The 17,104-nt window shown below is 45.0% G+C and carries 11 protein-coding genes; all 11 read right to left on the bottom strand.

The genetic code is table 11. From position 1 onward, the window contains the following. Window positions 1-71: 71 nt before the first annotated feature. The 11 genes from FLM53_RS23040 to FLM53_RS23090 all read right to left on the bottom strand — a co-directional run bounded on the left by FLM53_RS23040 (window position 72) and on the right by FLM53_RS23090 (window position 17,086). Window positions 72-1,604, bottom strand: coding sequence for a protein kinase (locus FLM53_RS23040; protein WP_176679245.1), 1,533 nt, complete (start codon window positions 1,602-1,604; stop codon window positions 72-74). Next, entirely contained in the window at window positions 1,601-2,179 is a 579-nt protein-coding gene (locus FLM53_RS23045) for a hypothetical protein (protein ID WP_176679244.1), read from the bottom strand. The genes FLM53_RS23040 and FLM53_RS23045 overlap by 4 nt, the downstream gene beginning before the upstream one ends. After that, entirely contained in the window at window positions 2,172-3,857 is a 1,686-nt protein-coding gene (locus tag FLM53_RS23050) for an ATP-binding protein (protein ID WP_176679243.1), read from the bottom strand. The genes FLM53_RS23045 and FLM53_RS23050 overlap by 8 nt, the downstream gene beginning before the upstream one ends. Continuing rightward, a complete protein-coding gene (locus FLM53_RS23055) occupies window positions 3,858-4,994 on the bottom strand; it encodes a hypothetical protein (protein WP_176679242.1) in 1,137 nt (378 codons plus the stop codon). It lies immediately after the preceding gene. Further along, window positions 4,991-5,812, bottom strand: a complete 822-nt coding sequence (locus FLM53_RS23060) for a hypothetical protein (protein WP_176679241.1) — start codon at window positions 5,810-5,812, stop codon at window positions 4,991-4,993. The genes FLM53_RS23055 and FLM53_RS23060 overlap by 4 nt, the downstream gene beginning before the upstream one ends. A gap of 3 nt (window positions 5,813-5,815) precedes the next feature. Beyond that, window positions 5,816-10,195, bottom strand: a complete 4,380-nt coding sequence (locus FLM53_RS23065) for a hypothetical protein (RefSeq protein WP_176679240.1) — start codon at window positions 10,193-10,195, stop codon at window positions 5,816-5,818. A gap of 12 nt (window positions 10,196-10,207) precedes the next feature. After that, on the bottom strand, window positions 10,208-11,479 hold the full coding sequence (locus tag FLM53_RS23070) for a hypothetical protein (RefSeq protein WP_176679239.1): 1,272 nt from the start codon (window positions 11,477-11,479) through the stop codon (window positions 10,208-10,210). A 1-nt stretch (window position 11,480) separates the two neighbouring features. Continuing rightward, window positions 11,481-13,016 (bottom strand): restriction endonuclease subunit S, encoded by a 1,536-nt coding sequence (locus FLM53_RS23075; RefSeq protein ID WP_176679238.1) that lies wholly within the window; start codon window positions 13,014-13,016, stop codon window positions 11,481-11,483. Then, window positions 13,016-15,043, bottom strand: a complete 2,028-nt coding sequence (locus FLM53_RS23080; RefSeq protein WP_176679237.1) for a class I SAM-dependent DNA methyltransferase — start codon at window positions 15,041-15,043, stop codon at window positions 13,016-13,018. Before FLM53_RS23080 ends, FLM53_RS23075 begins: the two co-directional genes overlap by 1 nt. A 104-nt stretch (window positions 15,044-15,147) precedes the next feature. Further along, window positions 15,148-15,552 carry a hypothetical protein gene (locus FLM53_RS23085; protein WP_176679236.1) on the bottom strand — a complete coding sequence of 135 codons (405 nt, stop codon included), beginning with the start codon at window positions 15,550-15,552 and terminating at the stop codon, window positions 15,148-15,150. Beyond that, window positions 15,542-17,086, bottom strand: coding sequence for a hypothetical protein (locus FLM53_RS23090; protein WP_178992134.1), 1,545 nt, complete (start codon window positions 17,084-17,086; stop codon window positions 15,542-15,544). Before FLM53_RS23090 ends, FLM53_RS23085 begins: the two co-directional genes overlap by 11 nt. Window positions 17,087-17,104: the final 18 nt, after the last annotated feature.

Here is a 17,104-nt window from a genome sequence, read left to right on the forward strand (position 1 = left end):
GTGATACCGATGGCACCACTTCACATCTACTAATAAATTAAATAGGTATTAAGATAAGGTACATAATTAATCTACCAAACACCCAAACGTTCATATTGAGCTCGTTTCTGTAGTAGTTTTTCATCGGATTTCGCTACTTTAAGTAAGACGCGTAGGTACCCAGCAGAGGCCGAATAGTCGCGTAATTGCTCACATACTTGTATTAATCGAGACAAAATCCGATGCTGCCTTGGAAAGGCACGATTAAGCTCTTCGAGCTCTTTTCGAGCCCCCGGGTACTTAGCATTAAGGCCGAGTAACGAAGCGCTGCATAAAGTGACATCAAAATCATCCGGGGTGTGCTGTTTAGCTACGGACAGTAGATCTTGCGCCAAATCTATATTGCGCCATTTTAGCATCGCTTTGATGGCTACGATTCGTGCAGTGGCAATGTCTGTGTCTTCAGATATCAAGAATGTATCTTTATTATCAATAATTAGGCGTTCAAACTCTTTCCATCGCTCATCTTGATAAATAGCGTGGCACTGCATAAGCAAAGCATAGCTATTTTGGTTATGCTTAAACTCATTATTAGCTATCTTGGCAGCAGCTTTATAATCACCTTCAGAAAGCGCCTCTGTGAGAGAGGAAGACCAATCGGTTTTGATTCCTGTTTGATGGGGTGTGTTAGCGAGTTTAGGTGCCGCATAGCAAAGCTGACGTACTTTAGCTTGTTGAAAAGCTTGCGACAGCTGCGTTACCGATAAGTATCTTTCATTCGGTTGCTTATCTAAGCATTTAAGTATGACTGCTTCAATCTCAGGACAAATAGAAGAATTTAGCTCACTAGGTTTGGCAAATGGGGCGTGCTTTCGTACATCGACTTGTGTCGAATGTGGTAACCTTCCCGTCATTAATTGGTAGAGCAGAACACCTAAGCTATAAATATCTCCTGCGATCAGTTGTTCCGTGGTGCCTTTTCGTGATGCACAATCACAAAATTCTGGCGCAGAATAAAGTACAGTTCCGCCATTTTCTCTGGTTTTAACATAAAACTCTAATGGCAATGCAGAGCTGCCAAAGTCAGTGAGTTTTACTAAGTTGTCGTCACCAACAAGGATGTTATGAGGTTTGATATCCCCATGTGAGATCGGAGGTTCAAGCTGTGATAGATAGTCGACCGCTTTTAATACTTGCTCGTAGATATTAAAATAATACTCGGCTGAGTTTCCCGCGACACATTGGTATTGGTTGTAGGGAAACGCACTTTTCTCATCACTAAGATGAATATCTCTATTCTCAAGCTTCTGTGCCAAAGTTTCACTTGGGAAGTATTCCATCTCGATAACATAGAGATTGTTTTCTTCCTTAATACGACCCATATCATAAACTTGAATCACATTCGGGTGCGGTTCAAGTCCAATAAGATCTTTGCCTTCAGCAAGGGTTCTGTCAGGAGCTGAGTTTTGCTTAGGGATCTTAAGAGCAACAATTTTTTTATCGTTGATGCGCTCCGCTCGATATACCCAGCCATGAGTCCCATCACCCAAACACTCAAGCAAGTAGTAACGTTCGCCGAGTTGTTTGTTTGATTTAGATAAGAATAGACCTGCGACTTGATTCATTTTACCTCCGTAAAGCGACTCGCTTCGAGATAGAGTTTATTATCTGGGCGAGAGGAAAATAAGCAGCGATGAAGAATCAACGATGCATATTGCACCCCTGGAATAAACACCCCTTTACTATTGGTTGCCCCTTGCTTAAACATACGTTGTAAATTGTCAAAATCAGGGGCAGAAACAACATCTGTACTCCAAAATGACAGGACCAATACGGAAGGTTGCTCATTCCAACGGTGATAAGCTTCAAGTAAATTCAGCAACTTTCCTTCGAGCTTTTGTTTGTCTGACTTTGAACCTTGGTAGCGCTCAAACTCAACCACCGCACTCGGTTGCTGAGTGTCATAATCAAACCAAACAGAATCAGACCGAATGTCATTTCCTGCTGCCATAGGTGCTGGCGCTTCAACGACAGCCATATAGCCGAGCGTATGGCCTAATGTGTTCCATACACTGCAACCAAGGCTGTGGATTAACACATCTTCATCCTTTACTCCCCACTGTGTTAGAGCAGGGTAGCAATTATCGATGAAAGTTAGGCTATCCAACTTGTTAAGAATTTTAGAGGCAAGATCAGCCATCAAAGCGTTCCCAAACACTGAGCACATCAGGCGATTCACCACCGTGAATTAACGCTTTGGTCCCGACTTTAACGAGTAATGGTGCCGGAATGGAGCGACCACAAACGAGAGCTTCACCCGTCGATAAGCTCGATAGCTCATCAAGATCTGCTTTGCTGACCATATCTGATGCTTTAGCAATAAAGCGTTGGTCATCAGGGTTTTTCAGTCTCATTGTGATCAAGGTATTACATTGAGAGGTTACATCAGCATCAAGTTTCGATGGCCTTTGGCTGACAATCCCAAAGCCAACGCCAAACTTACGACCTTCACCAGCAATCTTTTTAATAATCCGGTGACTGACTGCATTACCGCCAGCCGGTGCGAAGTTATGGCCCTCTTCGTAAACCAAAAAACATGGACGTGTTTTATCAGTTTTGCTCGATGCAGCACTAAGTATCTCGCTGGAAAGTAGGCCACAGACAACTTGTTTAGCTGTATCGCTTAACCCTTGCAGATCGATAACGACAAGACGTCCTTTGCGATCAGAAGCACGCCCAATCATTTGGTGAATGTCTGTCGCTTGCTTCATTGTCGCAGAGTAAAAGCTCTTCGCTTCGTTTAGTACACGGCTTAGCTTCATTGAGGCTACCGCAGCGCTTCGTCCATTTAACGCTTTTGCTTCCGCTTCGGATAAGTCGTCCCATTCGCGTAATTTGTCCAGCTCATCACCGAGGTAACTGCGTAAGTTATTGATATCGCGAGGTGTGCTTTTATCGGTTTTTCGCCAATAGCGAATAGCCACATCAAGTACACGTTGTTGCGGCTCGGTTAATCCCGGTAAAATTTCTGAGATATCATCCATTTCAAAATGGTCAAACTGCAGTGCTAAAGGGCGGTTTTTGCTGGCGTATTTATGGTTAAATGCCTCGTCTTGTGGTGTATAAACTTGAATACCCGCATCAGCAGCCTGAAGCTTCTCAATCATCAGTTTTATCTCAGGCAGAGCCTTCTGATCTCTGGCATCTTCAACGCTTTCAAATCCATCATTGAAATGCAGGCTGCCTTTCGATAAAGCTCGTCCATACTCACCATGAGGGTCAAACACCACAACAGTACCGTTATTGATTGCCACCAAACGCTCGATAATACGGCCGACAGTATAAGACTTACCTGAACCCGTCATTGCAAGAATCGCCATGTGCTCAGTAACCAGCTTATTAACGTCAAGATAGACAGGTACCGTGTTATCGCCACGCTCATAACCAACCAAATTACCTAAGTGTAAGCTGCTATCTTCACGAAACTCGTAGAATTTACTCAGAAACTTAAAATCAACCGTTTCCACACGCTCACCTGGGGTAAGAGGACGACGTGGAATTTTAATTTGATTGGTAGCAGGGTCACGATAACCGACAAGTTCAATGCTAGCATGCATGTTTTCACCAGTCATATTGGCGCCAGGGAGTAATTCCAAATCTGTGACGCTGTCACCAAAGCCAGAATTAAATAACATGTTTGAACGTTGGATACGTGTCACTCGACCTAGGACTGCCACTTCAGGCTCATCTTTGCGTTCTTGGTGCATGATCCGCACAAACTCGCCACGACGAACTGAAAAGGAGTTTTCAACCACCATAGTGAGCTTACTTGCATCACCGGTATTGCCCACTAATTTACCCAGTACACTATGTTTCACTTATAAATCCTCATCCAATCCTGACAGCCAAGTGTCTTCTACTTCGTTATTTTTAATCGCATCGCTCAAACCTTGGCGATAATAGTTAGCAAATTGATCAAGCATTTTGAGTTGTTGCATTGCCAGTAATTGGGGCAAAGGTTTAGTTTTACTTTGCCCTTGGATATCCAGTGCCATTAATTTCCAAGCAACAGCATCTAATTTCGCGGTGTCCCAATCTTGCTCTTCACCGGCTAACTGCACCATTTGAATTTGGCTTGATTGGCCGCCACGATAATGGAAACCCACAATCCCTGCCGCGACAGACTCCGCAGGCTCCATTCTTAAGCTGCTATCAGAAAGTCGAAAAGCAATGGTGCGAGAAAATGCGCTTAAAATGCCATGGATAAAACGTTTATCTCCGATACCCCGTAAACTTGACTCTAGATCTTGCAACCTGCTTAAGTTGGCACTTTCGAGTTTGTCGGAAGAAAGAAGATAGCTATGACCATCGGCATTTCTTAAGTCTTGTTTGGCAATGCTGACAATTGCACTAAACCGCTCTGCAACGATACTAGCCAGGACCGGGCCGTGTGGGTTCCACGGAAACAAATGTTCTCTGTGCTGGCGCCAGAAATCAGAAATGCACGCTTTGGTTTTTTGATATTCTTCACCGTGCTTGATGTTTCTATCCAGCGGCGCCATTGCTCGATCCAAGAACAGTGGTGTATCAACCAAAATCAACTTGGCTTTGGAGCCCTGTTTTAACTGTCTCTCAACGAGCTGGTAGGCTTGACGGATCTCAATTAAATCTAAGCGTTTTCGCTGCGCTTCAAAATCAATATCATCCAATTCAGAGAGTGAATCGCTGCCGCCGCTGCTGACTTGATTTTGCTCGATGCTCATTTCGGTACACACGGCACCGGAAGCAAAAATATAGCCACCAAACGTCCCTTTAATGCATGAATGCGTCGCGATGCCAGACACATGTAAATCAATGACTTTGGGCCTTTCAACACTTTTTACCAAGCCGAGTTCTTTAAAGAGCGGCGCGACCTTCATTACGTCTCTAATTTGATGGATCAATCGCCCTGCACTGCCAGGTAGCCTAATTTGAGACTCTACGGCAAGTGATTGGGCTAAATTCTGTTTTCTCATAACACTTGCTCCTTTAAGGTCTCGGCATAAGACCAGTACGGGCTAGATTTTAATGTCGATAAGCCAAGTTCTGACAACGCATTACCGTCAAGGTACCCTCCTTGCGTTAACCGAGAAAAACCTTGGCTCGCTTCATCAACCGATAAGTTAAAAACAGGCACAACAAGCGATGCCTGATATCGAGTGAAAGCATCAACATCACCCACTTGCCAACCAAACACACAGGCTAACAGTGAATAATCGGTCGGTCTCAGTTCAATAACATCACTGCCGGTATTGTCGCTAACATCACCCACTTCACCGGCTAACGCAATGAGCTCATCGAGCCAACCTTTCACAACGGTCGCTTTATCTAATAAAGATATCGACCACAGAGGCAAACAGGTGGCAGCAAAAACGCCTGATGCTGAATGGAACCGAAAGTAACGAGTATTAAAGTTGCTTCCCCAGTAGTGACCAGAACTGCGATCACTGAGTCCTTGCTGGGCACAAATGTGTTGTGTGACTTCATCGACAATAAGCAGTGGCAGTTCACCTTCCACCTCCGACGGCGTATCGGTAAATTGGACTTGCCAATCAAGTTCGCCATCAATGCTCCCCCCTTTATAGGGAGGAATAAGTACTAATGTATTACCTGATGATTGACACCATTCACGCCATGACGTTTGTTGTGAGCCCTCTAATTGTTGATAGTCTTTTCCTATCATTAGCACACAGCCGTGTTGTGGCATTTGCTCTTTTGGCTGAGCGCCAAGCAATGAATGCAAAAAACGGCCGCGGCGATGCTGAGTTAACGATCCAGCGAGATAAATAGCCATTCGTTACCCCCCAAACGCAAATTGGAGTTTGATAATACCTTTCTCGACTAACTTACTTTGCTCGTCTGGTGATAAGTCGGGTTGCTCTTTAGCCAATATTTGACGCGATATTTCAACCCAGCGCTGAACACTAATACTGGTACCCTCAAGGGCCTGCTCGGCCTGCTTGGTCCACTCCTTGTGCCGACAATCAAGCTCTAGCGCCATCTCTGATAAAGAGCATTTTTCAAATTCAGATTGAGAAATGACTGCAATTTCAGGCAAAGCTAGTGCACTAAACAGTGGTTGAACCTGAGGACGCAAAGTTTGATTAGTCAGTTCAATTTGTTGAACGCGATATTTATTTTGTTCAAGGTCTAGTTTATTGACTTTACCTTTTAGTACGCCGACTTGATCCATCACTGGCTTCATCAGTTTTTGTGGTAGGTCCTGAATCGATGCAAACTGTCCAATACGCGCTTCATGATCGAACTTATCGCTGAACACTTCGACTTGTTCATCGAGGTCGGATAATGAGTCTTCAATGTCACGTAACTGTTCACGATAAAGCAGTATATCTTTAGGGTGATTTACATGTGGGTACCCCATAGGAGGAACCGTGCCGATGTATGTTTCAAGCTGAGTGATCTTATTATCAAGCTGAGTGATTTCGATGCGAGACTCGCTAAACAATTTAGCCAATTGACGATAAGCCTGCAGAATATAGCCATTAATTTGGTCAAACTCTTTACTCTGGCCACTACGAATATCAACCCCCACCTCACGAGCAAGATCATCTAAACGCTGTGATACTTTATCGAGCTGTAAGGTGCGCAAATAGTAACTGAGGGTATTAGATGAGCCTTGGTACTCTATTCTTTGAGTTTCTGTTACTTGAGTGTGTTGTGTTGCGCCTTTTAAAATATTGTCTATTTTGCCAAGTGAGTTAATAAACAACTCGCGAGGGAATGGGGGTTGTGAGTCTTGTTTACTACAAATACTCGCTATTGCTGCTTGGCTCGCGGATCTGATCAGCTTGGCACTACTACCTACAAAAGCGGCGAATTGCCCCGCTTGCTCTGTACGAGAATAAAGCGGACTTGATTCATCTTCTAAGCGAATAATTTTCTCACTTCGATAAGCATGAGAGACTAAATGGCGATTTAATACTGCATGAATATGTCCCAGCATGGTCTGGCGTAATAACAAAACGGTCGGCAAGTTAGTTATCACTTCTGGCAAATTATTTGTTACTTCTGGCAAGTTGTTACTTAACGCATTCTCAACGCTAATTAACTGATTCATGAGATCTTGAGCTGCAATTAAATGCTCGTCCGCTTGAGTCGTTTGGGTGCCGACTTGGTTCGCATTTCGGCCTGCAAACAGACCTGGAACTCTATCTTCCTTAAAGATATCCCTCAAAGCTTCGACTTGTTTCAGATATTCGCCACGGCCAACCATCCCTTTGCGACCATTCATATCGCTTTCTTTCGGGTCATAAAACCATGAAGTCGCATATTCGAGTTCACCCTGTTTTAGGTCGTCATAAGAGAGTTGTCGCCAGCACTCATCTTTTGCAGTTGGGTCTTCAATTTGCAATAAATTAAGCTGACTACACCACCACATCCAATCATTAAAGACCGCTTTTGTGCTCAAACCTTGGCTTGCAGGGGACCATAAGTAACCCCAATACCATTTTGCTTTCGCATCATGCAAAGACCAGTTTTGTTTGAGTGCTGGATTCGCGATGTGGGCCAAAAATGGCGGCACTTGAGCTTGAAGATGGTTGGTGTTTTCAATGTTGCTAAATAGCCCGGCATGTTCATCCAAACGGTAACCGCTTTGAAAAACTTTGCCGTTAAGCGTCAAGCGACTAAACATCGCACGCACTTCACTGGCGTCTAGACCATGACTAGAGTGAATGTCATTCAAACTGGTGACATTTTTATCTAATAACAGCAGTTGCCACGTCTTCAGTAATTTCGAACGGTCATCTTCATTAATTCGACCTGATGGACGAAGTGGCCATGCAATCAAACCTCGTTCATTAAGCCAATGACGCCATTCATGAATACGTTGATAAGCGTAGTCACGAATATTGGTCAATCGCGTTTTGAACTTCGAAGTAAACACTCGCTCATTCAATTCAAAGTTATGAGCGGCCTGTAGCTTACGGTCGATACCAATGCGTTCAATCACATCAATTTCACTGGTATTGAGGTAATAAAGCAGAATATTTTCTTTCAACAGATCGCTCACACTGCCTTTACTGTAATCGTCCATCACCCCGATAGAGCCAGTAAAAGCAATCACAGGAAAACGGCCCGCATCACTATGTTGACGAGATAACTCCTCGTTAAGCACCTTGAGTTCTTCTTTACTATCAACCCACGCAAAAGCAGCCTTAGCTTGAGGGTGTAAGCGCAAAGCCTCACAAGATTGTAATCCTCCTTGCGCCCCACGCCCCGAGCCAGTTTGGGTAAATTGAACCGCTAGATCTTTACGGTTATAAAACGCTTCTTGATTGTAGTGCCAGTCGCGGTCTAATAAACGGAACAGGCCAAGTAATCGGCTTCGACGACGCGCTTGTGGTGACAGTTCCCACTCTTGTTTTAACTCAGCCATTGCATGTTCATGACCGTCGGCAAAGCCCACTTCACGGAAGATCATCGAGTTTTGTTGCTGCGAGCGATAACGCAAGTCTAAACGCAGTAGCATCGCCACACTTGGGCCAATGTGAGTTTTATCTTCGTCGTCCAGTGTTGGTGAGTCGCCATTAAAGGCTTTCCACAGAGCATCGGCGGCAAACTCAGCCGCAGGATGGCTATAGAGCAAACTGATTAAATGACGGAACTCTTGCAAGTCGAGCGGCAATAAGAAGGTGTCTTCACTGCCTGATTCATTGATCGCAAAAGTGCGCAAGTTTTGACGCAGTGCGCGCAAATTAAGCCCTTGCTCAACACTTGGGTAAAAATATTCGTCTTTCTCACGAGAGAACTTACCGTGCTCCAACGCCTGACGGCAGTTGAGCATCGACCACTCAACCTTGCGGTACAAACTGACCACAGGTTCGTCATACTCATTTTTTAACGGCAACAGATTCAACAGCGACTGGTTCTCGCTATTGATTGGTTTAGGTAGTTGACCAAACAACAGGTGCCTTGCATGTTTGAGTAATGGCTTGTCTTCTGTTTTAATACCACCAATCGCATTGTGGTCGAGTACGTGATCAGAAATACGGCCGGAGTTTTTCAATACCTGGTCAAACAGCTCACCGATATTACTAAACGGCTCTGTCCCTTCCCCATATTTATCAAGCTCGACATCAATATTTGCCATCACCACGTTAAACCAACCAAAATTGGCCCCACTCATGGCGTACGCTGCTTCTACTAACCCAACAGGGTACTGATGGCGAAGTTGGTTTTTCTGCTGCAGCTTGGCCACATAATCGGAGACATCAGCAAAGGCATTGTTTTCCAATTCAACCAGCTCAAAGCGTCGCGCGGTTGACTGAATTTCTCGCAGCTGCTGGCCAAGTAAAGGCGAACACAACGCGACGTAACGAAGCCAAGGCAGTTTACGGCGTGGATCCTCTTCTTTGATTGCTTTACCAATCAAGCGGATCGCTTCACCGTCTAACTGACAGGCGTCATCACGGTCAATACCAAAGGTCGCGGCTTCCGCCACAGTCTCAAGCTCATCCAGGACAATCAGAATGTATTGAATACCAAACGATTTAAGGTACTGATAGGCCGAATCCACTAACTGAGTAACCGTGACTACTTCACCATTTTCGTCTTGCGCTTGATCGTAATAAAGCGCCTCATCACTGAACTGCAGTGACAACATCAAGCGACGAGCCAATTCTTGATGATCAAAACCTTCTGGCTCTAATCGTTGCAAAGCTTGCTTGGCAATACTTGATTGAATCGAACCATCAAATTGCTTGGTCGCCAACGGCAATAAAGACTGGTACAAGCCATAGGCAAACCAGTTATCCGTGTTTTGAAACTTGGAAACGATTTGCGAATAGCGGATATATAAGCCGAGGTATTCATCACGTTTGTTTTCATCATCAAACAGCTGAGCATTTTCAAGTTCACCGATATCATTGCGAACATACCAGCCTTGAGAGCAGTCATTAATTTGAGCGATCAACTCATAGCCTAAACGAGACTTACCGCGTCCCCATTCACCTTCGACCGCAAATACGTGGGCAAATTTATCGTCATCATGGTCGATGGTCTTAATAAAGGTGCGATAGCGATTGAAAAACTTACTTTGCCCCACAAGCGGATCTTTGGAGGGGTAATCAGACACACCCGTTGCGGCCCAGTTATGTTGGGCGGATAAGGCATCCCAATGTGCTTGTGGAGAGAGATTCTCTGATTGATGTTTCATGTGACCTTCCTTCTACAACCTAGCCGAAGTCGAGAATGTTTGAGTTGTTTGTTGTTCTTGTCGCCATCGAGTGGCTTGGGTGCGAATGGCACTGCGTAGTGTTTTTCCATACAAGGCAAACGCGCGTTGTCCTTTCATTCGATAACACGCATCAGCAAAGTGTGGGGCGATTTTATAACTATCGAGCTCGCCGCCTGCACCATCACGATGCTGCCAGACTTGGCGACGCATCAAGCGCTCAATCACTTCGCCAAGCTGACGGTTAAGCTCGGTATCCGAGACCACCGCTGGAAATAAGGACATCGATAATTCAGTTAAAATACGAGTAACGAATTGAGCCAAACTACCGCACAGCACTTCATCACCATATTGGTTAAGGACCAGCACGTTAACCAAAGAGGGCTTGTATGGGTTTTGCCCTGCTGGCAACTCAAGCACTAAGCCACTTTGGCCTTCACTGGCCCAGATGTCTTGCTCGTACATGATGGCCGTTAGCAATAGGGCCCAAGGTGAAGACAGGACCCAATCTAGCGCCATATCTGAACGTGGCTTGTGAGCATCAATAGGCAGCGCCAAAAAGTCTGATTCGACGAAGCGATTCCCAGACTGAGTCAGTGAAAGATCGTGCAACAGATACGGGCTGTACTTCACTTCGCACTCGGTTGTCGGCAGCAGCCTGCCTGCGACCCAATCTAAATCTGGGCGACCGCTTTCTAGTGATACTGGTTTTAGCTCGGCCAGTGGCGTTTTTTGCCACAGTGATAACTGATGCGCCATAGCAACCACGCGAACAAGGCTTGGTAAGGTAGTGATTTGTTCAGCGGTGGCGCCAAACAGTTCACGCTCTAATTGAGGGTATGGAGTGGCACTGAGTGAAGCTTTACTTAAAGTACTCTCCACCCATTCGCTGGCACCACCGAGCTGGCTAATGCGATCGACCAATTGCAGCGGATCGCTCAACTGCGCGGCCTCTTGACAACGCGCTGCGAGCAAGGTTAACCATGGCTGGCGAAATTTATCATCAGTTGTTAACAGCGCGGCCACCATTTGGGCATCACTACCCAGCTCCGCCACACCTTGCAATAGACGTTGGCTGGCCAGCCAATGGCGGCCATCATCACACGGATAGGCCAACCCTTGCAGCATTTGACGTAGCGATTTGTCGGCGATAATGGCACAACCGTTAGCCAGCAGGCGCTCTAACGGGCGCACAACTTGAGTCAGCAATGCTTGTTCATCATTCAGTACAGCCGTACTGAGTAACGCCGGTGATGATGGGCTCATTTTACGCCTCCTGCAGAGCGAGTTCAGCTTGCTCAAGTAGGCTATAAAGCTGGTCTAAATCATCAAACAGCGGTGAGGCACCGTCAACATCGATACCTTTGGCACTGAACCGTGCCAGCAGAGCACGATCTAAATCCTTGTTTCCAGACTCCAGCGCTTGTTGAGCATCAATAAGCTCTTGTTCACTGATATGACCTTCGATAAGGCTTTCGACCAATAATTTAGCTAACGACGTACACCTTTTGGATAAACGTTCAGCGTATCTTGCATAAGATAAGTTATCTGCAAAATGCTCTTCCGTATTCTCATCAAGGCGAGGGATAAGGACCTTACTAATATCAGATAGCGACGTATGTTCAACTGTCGTTTTTACAGCCCATTGATTAAGTTGCAGCTGACCTTCAGGACGATTTAACCAATGAACCAAGAGTTCGGACCGGATCGCAGTCGGCGACAACATCGCTACTCGTTGATTAATCAACATTGGTAACTCTTCAGGAAGAAAGTACTGAGCCCTGAAGTAACCATCCATACCGATGACAATCATTCCTTCTTTCGCTTGATAATTGGCTGAATCAGCATAGACACCACGATTGACTCCAGTGTCCAAGCCAATAAAGTCTTTTGTTCCAATATTACGAATACGGACTAATGGAACTTCAAATTCACCTTCAATAAAATCAGAACTCTTAACTGGGCAGCCTGAGGTTGCATTCACTATTGACGACAACCTCTCATGATCAATTGATTTAATCTTTTCTACAAGCTCAACAACATTGGAGCGATATGGCCTTGGGTCTAAGCGATCACTCAGTAAACTAGGGCTAGAAAACGTCGACTTTTCCGGCATTTTATTAATAGGAAGCTGTAAACTGTTTAGCCTTCTATCCACATCAGCAACAAGCTGCTTCGCCAACGCACGCAAACGCTCTGCCTGGCGAACTTTATCGCCGATGTAGGTTTGGGCTGTGCAACAAGGTTTCGGTATAGGCATTCGTTCAAAATTGAACAAATACAGGTTTTTTTGTACAGCTCCGCCTGCCTCTTTTCTAGCTATAACTTTAAAATGCTCTGACAACGTAAATGCAAGAACATAATAATTATCAAACACCTCTTCATTTGTTCGATATTTAACCAAAGCTTGATTGGCAGAGTATTTAACTTTTGACTCAGGAATAATAGCTGAGCTACCAATTGTTCCTGCTATACTAACGACTATATCTCCAGCTTTAACATGTGCAGTGTTTAATAATGTGTGCGTTTTTGACGTCACTTTCAGTACACTACTCTCATCAATAAATGGAGCGCTAATATCTTTTATTTTAATAAATCCGGGGTCGCTAACACAATTAGATTCAACAATAGAATTACATAGTTCATACGCCCCAAACCCCCAAACCTCCCCAGAACTACCGAAAGACTCATATTCATCAAAATTGTAAATTTTGTTCAGCGCTACAATTGCATCTGGGTCATAAAAGTCAGTATCTAAGCGCTCTGGTGTTAACCAATCACTTGAGTAAAATTGAGCAAACATCACTCACCTCGCTTATAAGCAGCGACAATTGGATCGAGATCGTTATTCACACCCGCAGCGTAATCTTCGATATTGTTCTTCACTAGGTAGCCCAAGGTTTCTGCTACCGCCATAAACACATCGGTTTGTGGCTCGGGTAAGAACTGCTCTGGGTGCTCTGGGTTGTTCGGACGTTTTTGTAAGTACAAGATGGATGTTTTTGCGCCTGTGCCAGACAATTTGAACGTATCCGATGGTAGTGACACGACCGCTTTCACAATCGCCTTACCGCCGCTAAAAGTACCTGTTTTCGGATCTTTTTTACCCATGATGTATTCACGCACGTAACGGTCACCCGAGTTACATAAAATACCGTCAGGAAGCACAATCATCAGACGGCCGCCAGGTTTTAGTAGCTGCAAACAGCGGTCAATAAACAGTACCGCAGGGTCAATGGAACCACCTTTCACTGGCTGCCACTCACCTTTTTTGTTTGGCTTACTGCCTAGTGCAAGGCCTGTGACCGTAGGGGTCATTTCGTACTTTGGTTTTTTACCGGTCGAGATATCATGCAAGTCGGTGCGGAAGCCTGGCCAAGATGATTCAACACCACCCAGTACCTGTTCCATATCCGCTTCGTACTCTTTTTTAGGATCCGTTTTTCTTTTTGGGTCTTTCTTAAATTTAGGGGTACCAAATGGCGGGTTGGTACAGATTAAATCAAAGCTGTTTGGCTGAAGCGACGGTGTGGTCAGCGAGTTACCGGTGTAGAAAATCTTCGCTTTTGGTGCACCTTGCAAAGCCATATTTACACGAGCCAACATCACCATACGCGGCGCGGCGTCAGCGCCAACAAACCCATTTTCCAGTAGGTGATTAAACTGTTGCTGACGCTCTTGATCCGACAAGCCAGCGACGGTGTGAAGGAAGTTTTTCACGCGGCTTAGCGCTACCGAGCCAAAACCGTAAGAGCCACAGGTCGGGTCGCAGAAACGGAACTCACCCGAAGTGATCTTTGCTACCGCATCGGTATCGTTAGCGATATCATGAAACACCATATCTAGCATGGCGTCTTTAACTGGCTTCGGCGTTAGGTAAATACCTAAGCCACCTTTTGATTCAAAGTTAGCACGTAAGAAGACATCGAACACACGGCCAAGGAAATCGGCTGAAACGTCAGCCAGTGTGCCTGGGCGTACCTTGCCAGATTCATCTTTAAATGGTCCTAAATCTTGAATCGCTCTAAGTAAGCTTTCGTAGTTACGTGGCTTTTCTAAACGTAGGTGAGTTTTGTTATCGAAAATCGCGTTCGATTCACCGGCATCATTTACAACGATATAGTCTGTATGTGTTTTGAAAAAATCGAACGCCGCTTGAATCAGCTCTACGGCGGCATCACCATGCTGTGCCACATACTGGTGCGTAAACACTTCTAGTAGATCGTAACTGTCATCTTTATGTTCAAAGCTAAGCGTGGTGTCCTCTTTATGATGAACACGGAACGATTCTAAGAAGAGGATTTTTGCCACTTCTTCAATGATATCGTTCTTGTCCGAAACTTTATCTTTGACCGTTTGGTACACCTGCTCATGGAAGGCATCTAAGTCTTGCATAAGATTGCGGTATACCGATGCAGACCAAGCTAGGTTGGCTTCTCCGCCTAGGCGATCGTAATCACGAATTAAATCAATCCCCGGAATTTCAGGAACGGCTTGACTGAAACCTTTAAACTCGTAACTACGCTGGTTATTGGCATCTGCTAAACAAATAAACGCAGGCCACTGGCTGTCGTCGCTCATCAACTCATTTTCTGCCAACAACTCAAATACGAGACCATCGAGAGCTTCTGGTTCTGAGTAATGCCACTGACCGTCAGCCAATGCCAACACCAAAATACGTGGGGTGACATTACCTTCAACCACCCCCCAAACTAATTCGGCTTTTACTGCTTCATTGCTGCAGGTTAACGGTAGAGATTCACTAAACGCATTAAATTGGTGACGGGTTGTAACCAGTACTTCCGGTAACTCTTGGGTTTCATTACTCATTATTTATTCCTACATAATGCCCTGTATAGGCGAGTGCAAAGCGTGGCTTCGACTTTTAATTTTTTAATACGGCGGAAAATAAAAAGAACCATCACGGTATGTGATTAAGCCTGTTTTATCATCGGCCCCATCATGGTTAATTTGGGGTGCTCTAACGCGGCGGTTTTTAACATCACTTCTGTAGCGACAATATGGTTTGGCAACTGACTAAGCGCTTGCTTAACGGCCACCGGTCTTTTCATCGCAATCACAATATCGAGCAAGATATCGCCTAAGTCTGGCGTTTTCTCGGAACTTTGCTCTGCTTGCTTATCAGACAACTGGTATTGGTCATTGACTTTATTTATTCCAGTTTGGCAACCAAGCCACAACGCCAATTGCTGAGACTGCCAGCCGATCGACTGCCAAATGTGCTGATATTTTTGCCAGATCTCATCGAGAGTTTGCGGTTCATGAGCTAAACCCGATAAGGTTTGCTGTAGCGCTTGGCGCAATTCGTTATCTTGCATCAGAGAATCCTGCTATTTCTGGGTGAACCGAATTGTAGAGCGCTAACATTCTCTGCTGTATTTGCTTGAGGTTCTGTTTCGCTTTGCGTTGCTCGGTTAAGGTTGATTCTAATTTGTCATGCCATTTTTTAGCGAGCTCTTCAGGGAGTGGTGGCATAACCACCAAAGCAAGATCGGCATTATTGATGAAGGCTTGTACTGTCCCTGTCACCAATTGTGCTAATTGCCATTGTACAAACTCGGTTTCAAGCATTAAGACATAAGCACCGGTATATTGATGAAAGCGTAAAGTTGCCAAATGATCACTGGTTAATAGTGGGCAATCTGGCTCTACATCAATCCAGGCTAACTTGCCCTCCTTAACAAAGGTCGAAACCAATATATCATTTTGCTCAACCGGACGTTTTTTTACCTTACTAAAAGCGTTTGATTCATCAGAATCGATATTGATTCGTTCAATAGACTCTATGAGCGATAAGTCTTGCTGTAGGTGGCTAATTTTCACTAGACCGAAATGGGTCTCTTCTGAGCTTGCCCCTTTATCGATTTTCGGTTCTATCACTGCCAAGTCTGCTAGTGCGATCCCACCCAAGTCTAGAAGCTCGCGTGATATCTTATGTCGCTCGGTAAATCCAAAGCTCCACCTATCGTCAACATCAAGCGCGTTAAATCGCATCACTTTAGGCGCTGCCGTCACACGGGTTAGGTTTTCATTTCCGCAATATTCATCGACCCAATCACTGGCCTCTTTGCGTAAAGTATTCAGACTTCGCTGCGCACGGTGTAATTTACCTGTCCATTCTAAATATTGCTCAGCCAGCCCTTCAAAGCCATAGGGTTTAGGTACTACAGGCAGTTGTTTTAATTGGCTAAGACCAACACGGACCAAACCTATCCCACCTACATTTTGTTCTAAATATTCAAGGTAAAGAGGCTGTTGCAGACAAAAGGTAAGCCAGACGGCGTCATATTGTTCTAGCCCACGAATAATCGCCATATTGGCATCAATAGGGTGCTGGCCATCGTGCTCAGTTACAAAGGCAGCACCTGCACTGCCCACCCTGCGTACAACCACATCACCTGGTTTTACACAAAAATCGTCTTCAATAAATGGAGATAAATAGTGCTGGCTCTCGGGTACCAATCGCATATTGCTGATATGGCGCATGCGATAAAAGCACTCTTGCTGAATGAGAGCTTCGAGCGTTCGCGCTGTTTCTCGCTGTTTCTCGCTAACTTTAAGCTCTAGGTATTGCTGCGTTAATGGATCTCTGTGATTCACATCCAACAACGAAACATGAGTCAGGTACCAATCAGAACTTGGATTATCGCTAAAACGCCAGCCATCAATAAAATGAATACCTTCATAGCAGGAAATCTCTTTAAAACTCTGATTTTGTTTAAATTCAGGTAACGCCGCAGCAAGAGACAGGTGATAACTTGCCCGCCAATCTGACGCTGGAATAAAACTGCCTGAGGCTAAGATTCTCGTTTTGACCATGATTGGTACATTCTCAATTTCCCATCTTGCCATCCACTATATAGCAAACAC

Origin of the sequence: Vibrio sp. Scap24, assembly GCF_013394185.1 — a bacterium.
Classification (GTDB): Bacteria; Pseudomonadota; Gammaproteobacteria; order Enterobacterales; family Vibrionaceae; genus Vibrio; species Vibrio pomeroyi.

Excerpts from the sequence above, each read along its gene's own strand:
- FLM53_RS23065 (WP_176679240.1), bottom strand. The coding sequence starts at position 10,195 with ATGAAACATCAATCAGAGAATCTCTCTCCACAAGCACATTGGGATGCC.
- FLM53_RS23075 (WP_176679238.1), bottom strand. The coding sequence starts at position 13,016 with ATGTTTGCTCAATTTTACTCAAGTGATTGGTTAACACCAGAGCGCTTA.
- FLM53_RS23055 (WP_176679242.1), bottom strand. The coding sequence starts at position 4,994 with ATGAGAAAACAGAATTTAGCCCAATCACTTGCCGTAGAGTCTCAAATT.
- FLM53_RS23090 (WP_178992134.1), bottom strand. The coding sequence starts at position 17,086 with ATGGCAAGATGGGAAATTGAGAATGTACCAATCATGGTCAAAACGAGA.
- FLM53_RS23060 (WP_176679241.1), bottom strand. The coding sequence starts at position 5,812 with ATGGCTATTTATCTCGCTGGATCGTTAACTCAGCATCGCCGCGGCCGT.
- FLM53_RS23070 (WP_176679239.1), bottom strand. The coding sequence starts at position 11,479 with ATGAGCCCATCATCACCGGCGTTACTCAGTACGGCTGTACTGAATGAT.
- FLM53_RS23040 (WP_176679245.1), bottom strand. The coding sequence starts at position 1,604 with ATGAATCAAGTCGCAGGTCTATTCTTATCTAAATCAAACAAACAACTC.
- FLM53_RS23080 (WP_176679237.1), bottom strand. The coding sequence starts at position 15,043 with ATGAGTAATGAAACCCAAGAGTTACCGGAAGTACTGGTTACAACCCGT.
- FLM53_RS23045 (WP_176679244.1), bottom strand. The coding sequence starts at position 2,179 with ATGGCTGATCTTGCCTCTAAAATTCTTAACAAGTTGGATAGCCTAACT.
- FLM53_RS23085 (WP_176679236.1), bottom strand. The coding sequence starts at position 15,552 with ATGCAAGATAACGAATTGCGCCAAGCGCTACAGCAAACCTTATCGGGT.